Annotated in this window: 12 protein-coding genes and 1 pseudogene; 8 read left to right on the top strand and 5 right to left on the bottom strand. The window is 62.9% G+C overall.

Going from position 1 to position 15,605, the window contains the following annotated elements; translation table 11 throughout:
* Positions 1-44 precede the first annotated feature (44 nt).
* From AYK65_RS04195 to AYK65_RS04220, 6 genes and pseudogenes are all read left to right on the top strand, one after another.
* Positions 45-1,979, top strand: a complete 1,935-nt coding sequence (locus tag AYK65_RS04195; protein WP_081158070.1) for a DUF2207 domain-containing protein — start codon at positions 45-47, stop codon at positions 1,977-1,979.
* Positions 1,980-2,072: 93 nt separating this feature from the next.
* Positions 2,073-4,238, top strand: coding sequence for a glycine--tRNA ligase subunit beta (glyS, locus tag AYK65_RS04200; RefSeq protein WP_046118467.1), 2,166 nt, complete (start codon positions 2,073-2,075; stop codon positions 4,236-4,238).
* 62 nt (positions 4,239-4,300) lie between these two features.
* Positions 4,301-5,161 (top strand): AraC family transcriptional regulator, encoded by an 861-nt coding sequence (locus AYK65_RS04205; RefSeq protein WP_081157954.1) that lies wholly within the window; start codon positions 4,301-4,303, stop codon positions 5,159-5,161.
* 89 nt (positions 5,162-5,250) lie between these two features.
* Complete coding sequence (locus tag AYK65_RS04210) at positions 5,251-5,631, top strand: cupin domain-containing protein (RefSeq protein ID WP_046118466.1); 381 nt, start codon at positions 5,251-5,253, stop codon at positions 5,629-5,631.
* An 11-nt stretch (positions 5,632-5,642) separates the two neighbouring features.
* Positions 5,643-6,239 carry a LysE family translocator gene (locus AYK65_RS04215; RefSeq protein ID WP_046118465.1) on the top strand — a complete coding sequence of 199 codons (597 nt, stop codon included), beginning with the start codon at positions 5,643-5,645 and terminating at the stop codon, positions 6,237-6,239.
* Positions 6,240-6,282: 43 nt separating this feature from the next.
* Positions 6,283-6,763: pseudogene (locus AYK65_RS04220) on the top strand (2-thiouracil desulfurase family protein).
* A gap of 110 nt (positions 6,764-6,873) precedes the next feature.
* On the opposite strand, the gene AYK65_RS04225 reads toward AYK65_RS04220, so the two are convergent.
* The 5 genes from AYK65_RS04225 to AYK65_RS04245 all read right to left on the bottom strand — a co-directional run bounded on the left by AYK65_RS04225 (position 6,874) and on the right by AYK65_RS04245 (position 13,579).
* Positions 6,874-7,371 (bottom strand): plant virulence effector HPE1-like domain-containing protein, encoded by a 498-nt coding sequence (locus AYK65_RS04225; protein WP_046118464.1) that lies wholly within the window; start codon positions 7,369-7,371, stop codon positions 6,874-6,876.
* Positions 7,372-7,482: 111 nt separating this feature from the next.
* The gene (purD, locus tag AYK65_RS04230; RefSeq protein WP_081158071.1) at positions 7,483-8,757 is read right to left on the bottom strand and encodes a phosphoribosylamine--glycine ligase; all 1,275 of its coding nucleotides are present in this window, start codon (positions 8,755-8,757) and stop codon (positions 7,483-7,485) included.
* 111 nt (positions 8,758-8,868) lie between these two features.
* Positions 8,869-11,244, bottom strand: a complete 2,376-nt coding sequence (locus AYK65_RS04235) for a putative bifunctional diguanylate cyclase/phosphodiesterase (RefSeq protein WP_081157955.1) — start codon at positions 11,242-11,244, stop codon at positions 8,869-8,871.
* On the bottom strand, positions 11,241-12,281 hold the full coding sequence (locus tag AYK65_RS04240; RefSeq protein ID WP_046118463.1) for a polyamine ABC transporter substrate-binding protein: 1,041 nt from the start codon (positions 12,279-12,281) through the stop codon (positions 11,241-11,243). Before AYK65_RS04240 ends, AYK65_RS04235 begins: the two co-directional genes overlap by 4 nt.
* 101 nt (positions 12,282-12,382) lie before the next feature.
* Positions 12,383-13,579, bottom strand: coding sequence for an MFS transporter (locus tag AYK65_RS04245; RefSeq protein WP_026612960.1), 1,197 nt, complete (start codon positions 13,577-13,579; stop codon positions 12,383-12,385).
* Between the two features lie 111 nt (positions 13,580-13,690).
* On the opposite strand from AYK65_RS04245, the gene AYK65_RS04250 reads away from it, so the two are divergent.
* Both AYK65_RS04250 and ubiA read left to right on the top strand, forming a co-directional pair.
* Positions 13,691-14,509 (top strand): AraC family transcriptional regulator, encoded by an 819-nt coding sequence (locus AYK65_RS04250; RefSeq protein ID WP_026612959.1) that lies wholly within the window; start codon positions 13,691-13,693, stop codon positions 14,507-14,509.
* Positions 14,510-14,595: 86 nt separating this feature from the next.
* Complete coding sequence (ubiA, locus tag AYK65_RS04255; RefSeq protein WP_026612958.1) at positions 14,596-15,555, top strand: 4-hydroxybenzoate octaprenyltransferase; 960 nt, start codon at positions 14,596-14,598, stop codon at positions 15,553-15,555.
* Positions 15,556-15,605 lie beyond the last annotated feature (50 nt).

Raw genomic sequence — 15,605 nt, forward strand, 5'->3', positions numbered from 1 at the left:
GTAACGACATGCAAAATGCAAATGCGCGCGAAAAGGAAATCGCGATGAGGCGGCTGTTCGCGGCGCTTGTGTTTACTTTTTTTGCCTTGGCCGTGCCGGCTGTCGCGGCGGCGGAAGAGTTCATCTCTGCCTACCACTCGGTCATCGACGTCGCCAAGGATGGCACGCTCACGGTCACCGAGACGATCACGGCAAATGTCGAGGGCAACCAAATCCGCCGCGGCATTTATCGGGACTTTCCCCTGACCTTCGTCGACGCGCACGGTCGACGGAGCCGGGTCGATTTCAAGCTTCTCGCCGTCGAGCGGGATGGCGAGGACGAGGAATATCGCACGGAATCGATCAACGGCGGCATCCGCATCTATACCGGCAGCGCCGACGTCTTCCTGCCGCGCGGCGAGCACACCTTTCAGATCACCTACGAGACGAGTCGTCAGATACGCTTCTTCGACGATCACGACGAGCTCTACTGGAACGTGACCGGTACGGAATGGGCCTTTCCGATCGAGGAGGCAACAGCGACCGTGACCCTGCCGGAGGGGGTACAAGCGGAGGCGCTCGACGTCTTCACCGGCGGCTACGGGGCCACCGGCAAAGATGCGCGGGCGGTGGAAGAGGGTGATGAAATCTTCTTCGCGACGACCCGCCGCCTGAGCCCACAGGAAGGTCTCACCATCGCGGTCAAGCTGCCCAAGGGCAGTATCGACCGGCCAACGTCCTCGCAGGAAAATATCTGGTGGCTGCGCGACCATCTGGCGCTTGTCATCGCCGGCATCGGGCTCATCCTCGTGACGCTCTATTACGGCCGCGCCTGGATCCGGGTGGGGCGCGATCCTGCCCGCGGCGTCATGGTACCGCGCTGGGACCCGCCGGAGGGTATTTCGCCCGCGCTCGTCAACTACATCGACAATAAAGGTTTTTCCGGCGAAGGTTGGACGGCGCTTTCGGCAACCCTGCTCAATCTCGCCGTCAAGGGACATGTCGTTCTCGACGACCTGAAGAACGCCATCATCGTCACCGCGACCGGCAAGAGCGGCGACAAACTGCCGACCGGCGAGGCGACGGTGATGAAAGCGGTCGAGGCTGCCGGCGGCAAGCTCACGATCGACCGGGCGAACGGCAAGGAAGTCGCTGCAGCGGGCTCCAGCTTCCGTAGCGCCATGGAGCGCGAGCACCGCGGCAAATATTATCGCGCCAATACCGGCTATGTAATCGGCGGCGTCGCACTTTCGATCGCCGCTCTCGCCGCACTATTCATCTTCGGCGGTCTCAGCGAGGACAGCATTCCATTTGTCATCGTTCCGGTCTTCTTCGCCGTTTTCGCTTCCGTCTTCGCGGTATCCGTCGGCAAGTCGTTCCGGCGCCAATCCAGCCTCATGCGCCGGATCCTTTCGATCGTCGTGCTGGCCTTCATCGGCTTCGTCCTCTTCACGGTTTTCTCAAGCATCCTGGCCGTCCTCGTCTTCTCGGCGGCGGAAGCAGACGATTTGCCGCTGTTCTTCGCGATTGGCGGCGTCGTGCTCGTCAACATGCTCTTCTTCTATCTGATGGGTGCACCGACGCCGCTCGGCACGCGCATGATGGATGGCATCGATGGGCTCCGGCAATACATGACGCTCGCGGAGAAGGACCGGCTGAACATGCAGGGCGCGCCGGAAATGTCGCCGCGGCATTTCGAGACCCTGCTGCCCTATGCCGTCGCGCTCGGTGTCGAGAAGCCCTGGACCGAGATCTTCGAGCGCTGGCTCGTCGCGGCCTCCGCAGGCGCCGCCGCGGCGGCCTACCAGCCGAGCTGGTATCATGGCGACTCCTTCGGCCCCGGCACCTTCACCGATACGATCGGCGGCTTTGCCGAGTCCATGGCCGATACGATTACTTCCTCCTTGCCGCCGCCGCCCAAGAGTTCGTCCTCGGGCTTTTCCTCCGGCGGCGGTTTCTCCGGCGGCGGCGGGGGAGGGGGCGGCGGCGGTGGCTGGTGAAGGACCAATTTCCTCACCGGCCTTGATGACATTTTCGCCAGAGCTTGCTAAGTCCCGCGGCAACCGTACGGAACAGAACAAAGTCTCGAATTCATGCCCGATCTTCTTATCGAACTGCGCTCCGAAGAAATTCCCGCCCGCATGCAGCGTAAGGCGGCCGGCGACCTGAAGAAGCTCGTGACGGACGCGCTGGTCGAGGCCGGCCTCACCTATGAGGGTGCGCGCGAATACTGGACGCCGCGCCGGCTGACGCTCGACATACGCGGCCTCGCCGCACGCTCCGCCGATGTCCGCGAGGAGCGCAAGGGACCGCGCACCGACGCCAACGAAAAGGCGATCGAAGGTTTTCTGCGCGCCGCCGGGCTCGCTTCGATCAGCGAGGCGCATGTCCACAGCGACCCGAAGAAGGGCGATTTCTACGTCGCGCATATCCTGAAAGCCGGCCGGGCGGCCGAAGAGATCGTCGCAGACGTCATGCCGGCGATCATCCGCGACTTCCCTTGGCCGAAATCCATGCGCTCCGGCGCCGCTTCCGCAAGACCGGGCAGCCTGCGCTGGGTGCGGCCCTTGCAGTCGATCGTCTGTACCTTCGGCTCGGAGCACGACGAGACCAAGGTGATCCCGTTCGAAGTCGACGGCATCGTTGCCGGAAACGTGACCTATGGCCATCGCTTCCATGCGCCGGAGGCGATCACCGTGCGCCGCTTTGCCGATTACGCCGAAAAGCTCGAAAAGGCGAAGGTCGTGCTCGACGCGGAACGCCGCAAGGAGATCATCTCCGCCGACGCGCACAACATCGCCTTTGCGAGCGGCCTTGAGCTCGTCGAGGATGAAGGCCTTTTGGAAGAGGTGGCGGGTCTCGTCGAATGGCCGCGGGTGTTGATGGGAAGCTTCGAGGAGAGCTATCTCGAAATCCCTTCAGAAATCATTCGGCTCACGATCAAGACCAACCAGAAATGCTTCGTCACGCGCAAGCCGGGTGCCGAAACGCTGTCGAATAAGTTCATCCTCGTCTCGAATATCGAGGCCAAGGACGGCGGCAAGGAGATCATGCACGGCAACGGCAAGGTCGTCCGCGCCCGCCTCTCTGATGCGGCGCATTTCTGGAAGCGAGATCAGGGTGACCTGCCGGACCTCGACACGCTCAAAGCATCTGCGGAGAAGTTCGAGCTCGACCTCAAGAGGCCGCTTGACCAGCGCATGGCGAAGCTCGACGCGCTGAACGTAACCTTCCATGCCAAGCTAGGCACGCAGGGCGATCGTGTTACCCGCGTCCGCTCGCTGGCCGCAGCACTATCCGAGGTCACCGGCGCCGACGAGGCGCTCGTCGACCGCGCGGCCGTGCTCGCCAAGGCGGATCTGCGCACAGAGGCGGTCGGCGAGTTCCCAGAGCTTCAGGGCATTATGGGACATAAATATGCGGCGCTGCAGGGCGAGAATGCTGCGATCGCCAATGCGATCGAGGACCACTACAAGCCGCAAGGCCCCTCCGACCGCGTGCCGACGGAACCCGTTTCAGTGACGGTGGCGCTCGCCGACAAGCTCGACACACTCGTCGGCTTCTGGGCGATCGACGAAAAGCCGACCGGTTCGAAGGACCCCTATGCGCTGCGCCGTGCGGCGCTCGGCGTGATCCGCCTCATTCTGGAGGGCAGGGCGCGGCTGCCGCTCCTGCCCTTCTTCGATGTCGCGCTTGCCGGCCTCAGGGCACAGCGACTGGATGTGGCGACGGACATTTCCGCCGACCTTCTCGCTTTCTTCCATGACCGTCTCAAGGTGTATCTGCGCGATCTCGGCGCTCGCTACGATCTGATCGATGCAGTTTTGACGCCCGAAGCCGACGATCTGTTGATGATTGCGCGCCGCGTCGAAGCTCTCACGGCTTTCATCACGGCGGAGGAGGGCAAGAACCTGCTCGCCGGTACCAAGCGCGCAACGCAAATCCTCGCGGCGGAAGAGAAAAAGGGCACCGAGGTCGCCGCCGCCGTGGACGAGAAGCTCTTCCGGCTCGATGCCGAGCGGACCCTCCATGCCTCGATCAAGCTCGCCTCCGGCGACGCGCGGGAAGCGATCGTCAAGGAGGACTTCCGCTCCGCCATGGAGGCACTTTCCAAATTGCGGGAACCGGTGGACGTGTTCTTCAATGACGTGCTCGTCAACGACGAGGACGCGGCGATCCGTGCCAACCGCCTGGCGCTCTTGGGTCTTATCCGGACGGCAACCGGCGAGGTTGCGGATTTCTCGAAGATCGCGGGATAAACAGCATCGTCGTTTCATGCGGCCCAGTCGACAACTGGCGGGGTCCATCCTATCTCTGGACGATGACGAGCGACAATCCAAGCGCGGGCGCGGGTGTTATCGAGCCTCGGGACTTCAAACGGAATGGCGATTGGATTGCCGTCGCCGACGATGCGATCCCGTTCGAGCGCATAGAGGCTTTTTTCGCCGGGCGCGCCTACGAGCCGCACCGGCACGACACCTATGCCATCGGCCAGACGCTCAACGGCGTTCAGAGTTTCCGCTATCGCGGCGCCGAGCGCGCGAGCCTTCCGGGCAGGACGATGGTGCTGCATCCCGATGAAGTGCATGACGGCCAGTCCGGCAGCGAGGACGGCTTTCGCTATCGCATGATCTATATCGAGCCGGCGGCGATACAGAGCGTGCTCGGCGGCCGACCGCTGCCCTTCATCAAGGGCGGCATCTCGTCCGACCCGCGCCTTTTTGCGGCGGTCCACGCGCTGCTGCCGGCAACGGACGCCCGGATCGAGACCCTGGAGTTCGAGGACGGCCTCTTCGAGCTCGCGCACGCGCTCGAAGCCGCCGGGGGCGGGCCGGCAAGGACCGTCGGGGCGCTCGACTATCGCGCTGCCGAGCGGGTGCGCGCCCACCTGCACGACTTGCCCGAGGGCACCGTGACGCTGGAAACGCTCGAGGCGATCGGTGGTCGCAATCGCTGGGGCTTGAGCCGCGATTTCCGCCGCTTGTTCGGCACGAGCCCCTATCGCTATCTGGTACAGCGACGCCTGGCGGCGGTGAAGACCGATCTGCTAAGAGGCGTCTCGCCTGCGGAGGCTGCACTCGATGCCGGTTTCGCCGATCAGGCACATATGAGTCGCCACTTCAAGAAGGCCTTCGGCGTCTCGCCCGGGCGATGGCTGCGCATGGCGGAGCAGGCTGTCTGAGCGTTCCAGCCGACCCGTTTCGCACGATCGTTCAAGATCTAGCTTCGATGCCGCGTTAACCTCGTCCAAAACGGCTGAAGGAGACGGCGATGGATGCGTCCAAGCGGAGCTATGCTCCCATTAATTTTGCTCAGAAACTGGCGCAGTTTTACGATCAGTGGCAGCCGCGCGTGATCGCCGAGCTCAACGAGTACCAGTTCAAGATCGTCCGAATCGAAGGCGATTTCATCTGGCACGATCATCCGGAGACCGACGAGGCCTTCATCGTGCTGGAGGGCTCGCTTCGGATCGACTTTCGCGATGGCTCCGTGACGCTCGGGCCGGGCGAAATGTACGTCGTTCCGAAAGGCGTCGAACACAAGCCCTACGCGGCAGGCGAGGTTAAGATGCTGCTCATTGAACCGCGCGGGACCTTGAATACCGGTCATGCGGGCGGCGAGCGCACCGCCCGGAACGACATCTGGATCTGACGAGATCAGCCATGGCCGGCGACCTCGCGCTTCTTGTTCTCGCTGCTTTGCCGCTGATGGGTAGCCCCGGACCTGCAACGCTCAGCCTTGCCGGCATCGGTGCCGCCCACGGAGTGACGCGCAGCCTGCGCTACGCGGCGGGAGTCAACATCGGTACAATCGCCGTGGTTCTGTTAATTGCCACTGGCGTCACCGCCGTGCTTCTCGGCGTGCCAGGCATCCAGACGGCGGCGACGGTGCTCGGCGGCGCCTATATGCTCTATCTGGCGTGGCACATCGCCACCGCGCCGCCGCTCGTTGGCGATGATCCGGCATCGCACGCTCCCTCCTTTGCCGGCGGCTTTGTGCTGGCGATCGCCAATCCGAAGGCCTATGCGGCGATCGGCGCCGTCTATGCCGGCAGCATGGTCGAGACCGAGGACGACGCTCGCATCGCGCTTGCAAAGGTTCTCGTGCTCTCACTCCTGGCGGTCGCCGTGAATACGACTTGGCTTGCCTTCGGGGCCTCGATCGCCGCCGTCCTGCGCAATCCGGCGAAAGCGCGCGTCGCCAATCTCCTTTTCGCCGGCCTTCTGCTCGCGTCTGTCGCTTTCGGGGCTCTGGGCTGAGCTCGCCCATTGAAGAGGATCGGCACCGCAGCTATGGGATATTATGGCTTCCAGAATCCTTGTCAGCGCCTGTCTGATGGGCCATGCGGTGCGCTATGACGGCGCAGCGAAACCGCTGCTTCACCCGGCAATCGCTCGCTGGCGGCAAGAGGGCAGGCTCGTCACCATCTGTCCGGAGATGTCGGCAGGCATGCCGGTTCCGCGCCCGCCGGCGGAGATTGCGGCCGGCAGAACGGGCGCCGACGTGCTTGCCGGGAAGGCGCGTGTCCTGGAGAAAACGGGTGGCGACGTGACGATCGAATTTCGCCGTGCCGCCGAGAATGCCCTCGCGCTCGCACGCGCTGCTGATCGATGGCAGCCCATCCTGCGGTTCCGGTTTCATCTATGATGATAGCTTTAGCGGCGAGCGCTTCGCAGGCGAGGGCGTGACGGCCGCACTGCTCAGCGCGAACGGCATCGAAGTCTATTCCGATCGGCAAATAGAGGCTTTGATCGCGCGGCTCGAGGATAGCGGTTCCCGATAAAAGATTACGCCCCTGCTTCTCTCAGGGGCGCAACCTTTCGCCATTGCAGCGAATTGCCCGTCAGCCTTGAACGTCGACTGACCGGGGCAGGGAACCTTATTAATATGGGCTCAATCTAGGCGAAGATTGAAACCCGACGGATCAAATTTGCGTGAACCGCCCGCCAGAGACGCTGCGACGGGTTCGGCATGAGAGAGCGTCGTGACGGCGGCGGTCTTTGCCGCATGGTCGACGCCCACTGGCGTGCCCGGGCCGTCTGCCGCCGCATCGGCCATCATGAGTCCTGCGGCCTTCATCGCCGCAGCCCGGATCGCCTCCTCCGATGCCTTGTTGACGAAGACGACCGGCGAGCCGCCGAGCCAGGCCTCGGTGCGTACGGACTTCACTTCGCCGTCGATTTCCTTGAGCTCGACCCGATCGGTCCCCGGCACCAGATCCGGGACGACATAGGAGGGCTTTTTCTTCGGCTGCAGGGGCGGGCAGGTGCCACAGGAGATCGTCGCAACGCTGGAATTGACAGCCTCGCCGGAGACCATCTCCTCGATCGAAGAGGCGGCCGCCGGGCCGGCGGCATGTAAGAGAGCGGCGGTGATCAGCAGAGAACGCATCTGTTTCCCCTCGAATTTGTCGAGGGTGAGAATAGGCACTTTCCCTTACCGCCCGGTCAGGAGAATTGGTAAAAATTGAATGATGCGGGTGTTTATCGGCGACTTGAGCGCTCAGGCCCTTTCGCGCGCGACCGCGCGCCAGCCGATGTCGTTGCGGTAGAAGCCGTTCTGCCAGACGACGCCACGCAGTGCGGCGTATGCCGCGTCCTTTGCGTCGCTGACGGTCTTTCCCATGGCGGTGACGTTCAGCACACGGCCGCCGGAGGCGACCAGCTTGCCGTCCTTGATTGCCGTGCCGGCATGGAACACTTTGGTGGTGGCGGCGCATGCGGCAGGCAGCGTCTCGATCGGCGTGTTCTTCTCATAGGTGCCCGGATAGCCGCGCGAGGCCATCACCACCGTCAGCGCCACTTCGTCGTGCCATTCGGCTGTCATGCCTGCGAGTGTGCCCGTGGCCGCCGCATAGAGCAGCGGCAAGAAGTCGCTCTTCATCCGCATCATCAGGACCTGGCATTCCGGGTCGCCGAAACGGACATTGTACTCGATGAGTTCCGGTCCTTTTTCCGTGATCATCAGGCCGGCGAAGAACACGCCGGTGAAGGGGTGGCCACTGTCGGCCATGCCGCGTACTGTCGGCTCGATGATCTCCTTCATCGTGCGCTCGACCATTTCCGCCGTCATCACCGGCGCCGGTGAATAGGCGCCCATGCCGCCGGTATTCGGCCCCGTGTCGCCATTGCCGACACGTTTATGATCCTGCGCCGAGGCGAGCGGCAGCACGGTCTTGCCGTCGCAGAGGCAGAAGAAGCTTGCCTCCTCGCCATCCAGATAGGCTTCGACGACAACTTCCGCGCCGGCTGCGCCGAAAGCGCCGGCGAAGCACTCGTCGACTGCGGCAAGCGCCTCGTCGAGCGTCATCGCGACGGTCACGCCCTTACCGGCGGCAAGCCCGTCCGCCTTGATGACGATCGGCGCGCCCTGCTCGCGGACATAGGCCTTGGCGGCTTCAGCATCGGTGAAGCGCCTGTAGGCGCCGGTCGGAATGTCGTATTTGGCGCAGAGATCCTTGGTGAAGCCTTTCGAGCCTTCGAGTCGGGCTGCCGCTGCCGAAGGTCCAAAGACCGGAATGCCCGCGGCGCGCAGCTCGTCCGCGAGACCCGCGACCAGCGGCCCCTCCGGACCGACGACGACGAAGTCGATCGCTTGCTCGCGGCAGAAACCAACGACGGCTTCGTGATTTTCAGTATCGAGCGCGACGATCGTCGCCTCTTCGGCTATGCCCGGATTGCCGGGTGCGGCATAGAGCGCGGTCAGCTTCGGCGACTGCGCGATCTTCCATGCAAGTGCATGCTCGCGTCCGCCCGATCCGATCAGAAGAACCTTCATCGCCACCCCCGCCATCAGGAATTGTTGCGCTGCGGTTAGGCGGCAGGGGGGAGAAGGTCAAGGAAAAAGCGGGCGAGGGCGGCAAATTTCCTGCGCGCCGGCCGCAGGTGGTCAGACCTGACGTGCAATCGCTGGCCGGGCGATGACGTCCTCGTTCGAGCTCTCGAAGGGGCGCATGGTTCGGCCGAGCGCCCAGATCGCGAGGTCCTCGAGCGAAAGCGGCTTGCTGATCAGGTATCCCTGGAAGCGGTCGCAGCCAGCCGCCGTCAGCATCGCGAGCTTCTCCGGGGTATCGACGCCTTCACCGACGACCGCCATATCCTTCGCATGGCAGAGTGCGACGACCGCCCTGAGAACCGGAAGGGATTGCGAGGCGGTCAGGTTCGATACGAGCACCCGGTCGAGCTTGATCGTGTCAGCGGGGTAGTCGATGATCTGTTCGACGGAAGTATAGCCCGCTCCGAAGTCGTCGATCGACAGGCGGAAGCCCTTCCGCCGCAACTCCTCGATATTCCGGCGCAATTGGTCGCCGACCTTCACCGCGAAGGTTTCCGTGAGTTCGATGTCGATCGATCGCGGATCGAGCCCGTGTCGTGCCAGGCAATCGGAAAAATAGTCGCTGATCGACCGCGAATGCAGCTCGGCCGAAGAGATGTTGATTGCAAGCACCGTGTCCCGTCCGAAGAGGGCTTTCAAGTGGTGGCAATCGGACATCGCCTTATCGATGACCCACCAGTCGATCTTGGTGAAGAGCCCGGAGCTCTCCGCGATCGGAACGAATTCGTCCGGCGTCACATGGCCGAGAACGGGCGAGTGCCAACGCAACAGCGCTTCGCAGCCTGTGACCTCGCCGCGCGCGTTGACGATTGGCATATAAACCAGGCGAAACTGCTCGTCGGGATCGAGCGAGCGCAGTTCCTCCTGAATCTGCCTCTGCCGGGTGCGCTTGTCGTTGAGCGCGCGCGAGAAGCGAGCGGAGCGGTTCTTACCGGCGCTTTTCGCCTGATACATGGCCGCGTCGGCATTCGAGATCAGTTCCGCGACTGTGCTCGCATCCTCCGGGCAAACGGCGACGCCGATGCTTGCCGTCACCGGATAGCGCTTGCCGGAGAGCTCGAAGCCGCCGGAAAAGAGGGCGAGGATCGCGGCACATAACTCCTGCACGGTGCCGTCGCCCGCTTTCGACCGCACGAGCACCGCAAACTCGTCGCCCGAAAGGCGCGCCAAAATGGCCGGCTGATGCCCTTGCTTTCGGGTGATCGCTTCGACGTCATGCGCGATCCGGGCTGCGAGCGCTTTCAAGAGCTCGTCGCCCACATCGTGACCATGCTTGTCGTTGACGAATTTGAAGTTATCGATGTCGATGAACAACAGGCTGCACTTTTCGCCGGATGCAATAGCCTCTTGGACTGCGCCCGCCGCAAGCATGTTGAAGTGCGCGCGGTTGCTGATGCCCGTCAACGCATCGGTCCAGGAACTCCGCTGCAGAAGCTGGAGGGACTGAACGGACTGACGATGCAGTTCGCCGATATTTCGGGTCAGACGGCCGATTTCTCCCGCCTCGTGCACCTCGGCGATTTCCTCGCGCGCGCCTGCCATGACCGCCATGACATTGGCGTCGAGTGTCGCAATCGGCCCGGTAATGAAGCGGCGGATGAGTACGATGAGGAGCCAGATGGAGAAGAGACTCATGGCGACGGCGCCGAGCGCCAGCAGCACTTTCTGACGCAGCATCAATGCATCGAAATGCGCGTCCGAAGCAGTCAGCGTCGCATGAAACGAGGGGCCGAGCGGCACGCTCGCCGAAAGATCGTCGGTAGCGGCAAGCGGCCAAGGTTGAAGGATGACGTCGGCGCCATATTCCCTCTCGAGAGCGGCCCGCAATCTGAGGAAACGGTCGGGCTGCAGCGCCACCTGCATCAGAAGAGCGTTCGCCTTGTTGCTGGGTGCCGGCCGGCCAAAGGTGATCGGATCGACGAATTGGGAATAGACTATCCTCGGCCGGTCGCTGGCGTCGCCGATATAGGTCCAGTCGCCGAGTCTTGAGCCGCTGATCAGTTGCCGCGCGAGATCGAGCTGCGCTCGATCGATTTCGGCAAAAGGATCCCAGCTGTTTTCGAAGTAGTACTCGGCTTCCAGTTTCGCGTCGAGAATGGCGAAGGAGACGAAGCCGGCAGGATCGTCCGACAGCGACTTCACGCTTTCCTGCAGTCGCACGCCGAGCGCGTTGGCGCGGTATTTCTTGTCCGTTTCGGAGACGTATTGGCGCAGCGCATTACCGTTCAACAGCGCATTGAGGAAGCTTTTGCTGCGCCGGACCTCGTTCTGAAAGACGGCGGCAGCATGCTCGACCCGTTGTGAAAGCTTGGCGTGCTCCAGTGCGCGGATCGACCGACTCTGTGCGACGTGGACCGAGAGGGCTGCAAGAAGATAGCCCGCCAACACGACCGGAAAGATAAGGATGAGCGCACGCTTGCCGAGGGTCACTGGAAATTCGCCAACGTGTTGATGATGCGACGGCGGGCCTGTATCGACTGGATGGACAGTTCTCGCTGATGCTGGTTTTTCGCCATGATTTCGGGGGGCGGATAGATTTCCGGATCGGAGCGCATCTCCTCGGGAAGGAGCTTGAGCGCCGCGCTGCTTGGGGTCGGCATGTTCAGGGCGAGCGCATTGGCGGCGGCCGCCTCCGGCGAGCCGATGAAATTCAGGAACTCAAGTGCCCGCTGCTTGTGGGGCGAATGCGCAACGACGGAAAAGCAGTCGAGCCACGACAAAGTGCCTTCCTTCGGGACCGAATAGCGCCACAGCCCTGCCTTGCCGACCTTGCTGTTGAGTACGTGCTGGTCGCCGCTGTAGCCTAGCGCCAAATGGATGTCCTTGCCCTTCGCCGGATCCTGGATCGAGGTGACGACATAGTCATAGGTCAGCACGGACGGTGCCTGCGCCCTCAAGAGCTCAAAGGCAGCCTTCAGGGTTGCCGTGTCGTCGGTATTGATGGAAGCGCCGAGCAGCAGCAAGGGGGGCACGAACATCTCGCTGTGGTCGTCGAACATTGCGACGTGTTTTTTGAGCGCCGCTGCCGGGCGCATCATGTCCTGCCAGGATGTCGGCGGGCGCGTGATGACATCAGAGCGATAGAGGATGCCAACAGTGCCCCAGAAGTAGGGAAGGCCGGATTCGGCGCAGCGTTTGCGCCATTCTGGCGCATAGTCCGTGAGCGCAGGAAGGTTGGCATCGGAGACCGGCTCGATAACGCCTTTTCGACCGAAAAGCCGCGCCCCGTTCTCGTCGACGATGACGAGATCGATATTGCTGCCGGGGTCGGCAAGAATCTCGTCGCGCGCGTCGTCGCTGTCGAAATTGATCTGCCGAATAGAAACGCCCGTCTTTTGCGTCCAGCGGTCGACGACGCCCTGGTCGATATAGTCTTCCCAGATGAGCAGATTGAGCGTTTCGGCGCGACTCGCGGACGCGCAAAGCAGTGTTGCCAGAAAGACGGAAACAACCCCGTGCGCCTTCATTCTCTGCCCCCGCTCACCTCTGACCGAAGCTATCCGGCAATAATTGAGGAATGCTTACAGCAGGCACTAATATTGCGGCGGACGAGATGCGGCAGGCACCGTTATCGCGCCGGCAGCTTCGGCAGGAAAACGGTGAAGAGCCCGAGGAGCGGCAGGTAGGAGCAAAGCTTGTAGACGAATTCGATCCCCTGCCGATCGGCGAAGATGCCGAGCACGGCGGCGCCCATGCCGCCGAAGCCGAAGGCGAAACCGAAGAAGACGCCGGCAATGAGCCCCACGCGGCCCGGAACGAGCTCCTGCGCGAAGACGACGATAGCTGAGAAGGCAGACGAGAAGATGAAGCCGATGAAGATGCTGAGCACGCCCGTCCAGAACAGGTTCGCATAGGGAAGGAGCAAAGCGAACGGAACGACGCCGAGGATCGAAAGCCAGATGACGAACCGGGCGCCGTAACGGTCGCCGATCGGACCGCCGAGGAATGTGCCCGCGGCCGCTGAACCAAGAAACAGGAACAGCATCAGCTGTGCATGCTGCACGCTCGTGCCGAACTTTTCGATGACGAAGAAGGTGAAGTAGCTCGAAATGCTGGCGAGATAGACGTTCTTCGTTGCCGTCAGCAGCACGAGGATGGCGATCGTCCAGAGGACCCGGGCCTTCGGCAGCGGCAAAGCGCGGCTCGGCACGGGCCGGCTCATGGACGAGCGGCGATGCCGCACATACCAGGTGCTCACCCAGGACAGCACGAAGAAGCCGATGATCGCGACGATCGAGAACCACCCGAGGCTGCCCTGGCCGAGGGGGATGACGATGAAGGCAGCGAGCAGCGGCCCCATCGCGCTGCCGGCATTGCCGCCGACCTGGAACAGCGACTGCGCCAGACCGTGGCGCCCGCCCGAGGCAAGGCGGGCGACGCGCGAGGATTCGGGGTGGAAGATGGCCGACCCGACGCCGATCAGGCTCGCCGCAACGAGAAGCATCCAGAAATGATCGGCGTTGGCGAGAAGGAGGAGGCCCAGGCAGGTCGAAAGCATGGCGACAGGCAGCGAATAGGGCAGCGCCCAGCGATCCGTAACGATGCCGACGGCCGGCTGCAGCATCGAGGCTGTCACCTGAAAGGTGAAGGTCAACAGGCCGATCTGGACGAAGTCGAGCGCGTAGTTCGCCTTGAGCAACGGATAGAGTGCGGTCAGCAGCGACTGCATGATGTCGTTCAGCATGTGGCAGAAGCTGACGGCAAGAATGACGGAGAAGGCTGTCTTTTCCGGGCTGATGCTGCCTGTCGAGGTGACCGATGCCATGGGATGTTCCTTCGGGCGGCTCGCTGCCGGAGCCCGTTTCCGCCTTTGTCTAGCCGGCTTGTGCTTGGCCTGCTTTTGTGATTTGGTCGATTTCTTTCGTAAGTGGGCCAAATGGCGAAATCGAACCGAAACAACCTGCCAAACTTGCTGGATGCGGACCATTTCCGGAGTCTGGAATGGATCGAAAAGGCGAACGCGCCCGTTCTGGCGATCGGAAAGGATTACGGCAGCGGGCTGATCGTACCTCTCCACAGCCACAGCCGGACGCAACTCTGGTGGGCGCGCTCGGGCGTCGTGCTCGTATATACGCCGGGCGGACGGTGGATGATTCCGCCCGGCCATGCCCTCCTCATCCCGGCCGGGATGGAGCATTCGGCCGAGATGGTCAGCGACGTGCGCATGCATTCGATCTATATCGCGCCAGTGGTGGAGAACCGAGCACAGCGGCCGCTGGTCCTCGAGATCAGTCCGCTTGTCGGAAGCCTCATCGACGAACTGGTCCGAGTGGAGAACGAGGTATCGTCGGAACGGCGGGAGCACCTGATCAAGGATCTGCTGCTCGAGGAAATTCCACGCCTCGCCGAGCGGCCGCTTGGCCTGCCGTTTCCGCGGGACCGCAGGCTCGCCACGCTCTGTCGGCAATTCCTGGAAGCGCCTTCGGCAAGCGCGAATATCGACGACTGGGCTGCGCGCATGGGCATCAGCCGGCGCTCCTTCACACGGCTCTTTAGACAGGAGACGGGCGTCAGCTTCGGCACCTGGCGGCAGCAGGCCTGCATCTTCGCCTCGCTGCCGCGCATCGCCGATGGCGAGCCAATCACCACCGTGGCGCTCGACGCCGGCTACGACAATGTCGCAGCCTTCACCACCATGTTCCGCCGCATGCTCGGCGCACCGCCGAGCCTTTACCTCGGCAGCCGGCAGGCCTGACCGGCTAAGCCGGCATGGCAAAACGAAGGCTGGGCTGGTGATTGCGGACGCTTGACCGCCCGGGTTTGCGGGGCCAAACAGGAGCCATGAACACTTCATCCGCCGATTCCGGGCGCGTGCACGATGCGCCGTCCAACAACTGGGTCTACCGCGTGCTGCCGCGCGCGCTCTGGCCCTATGCGCAGCTCGCCCGCTGGGACCGGCCGATCGGTTGGCAATTGCTGATGTGGCCCTGCCTCTGGTCTGCCGCGCTGGCGGCGGGAGCGGCAAGAGAGCTCGGCAGCTTCTCGGCCGGCCGCTTCCTCTTCCATGTCTTTCTCTTCATTGTCGGGGCGATCGCCATGCGGGGTGCCGGCTGCACCTACAACGACATCATCGACCACGACATCGATATGGAAGTGGCGCGCACCCGTTCGCGGCCTCTGCCTTCCGGTCGCGTCACGCGCTTCGAAGCCAAGGCGTTCATGGTGCTGCAGGCGCTCGCAGGCCTCATCGTTCTGTTGCAGTTCAACAGCTTCACGATTCTCCTCGGCATTCTGTCGCTGGCGTTTGTGGCCGTTTATCCCTTCGCCAAGCGCTTCACCGATTGGCCGCAATTCTTCCTCGGCCTCGCCTTCTCCTGGGGCGCAATCATGGGCTGGTCGGCGGAATTCGGCACGCTGTCGGTTGCGGCGATCATCCTTTACGCTGCAGCCATCGCCTGGACTATCGGCTACGACACCATCTATGCCTATCAGGACCGGGAAGACGACGAACTGATCGGCGTCCGCTCGACGGCGCGCCGCTTCGGCGACAATCCGCGGCCCTGGCTGATCGGACTTTACGGGATCGCCGTGCTCCTGATGTTTTTCGCCTTTCTCGCGGCGGGTGCCGGGTTCTTTGCCTATGCCGGACTGGTCGTGGCGGCGGCGACGCTCGCCTATCAGATCCTGGTACTGAACATCCACGATCCGCTGCAATGCCTTGCGCTGTTCAAATTCAACGGCGTCGTCGGGCTGATCGTGTTCTCGGGACTTGTCCTGGCGCTTCTCGTGCGCCTCATATGAAAAATCCCCCGGAGCTCCGGAGGATCGTTGCAACGTTTCGACGTCTCGTG

Source organism: Ensifer aridi, assembly GCF_002078505.1.
Lineage (GTDB): Bacteria > Pseudomonadota > Alphaproteobacteria > Rhizobiales > Rhizobiaceae > Sinorhizobium > Sinorhizobium aridi.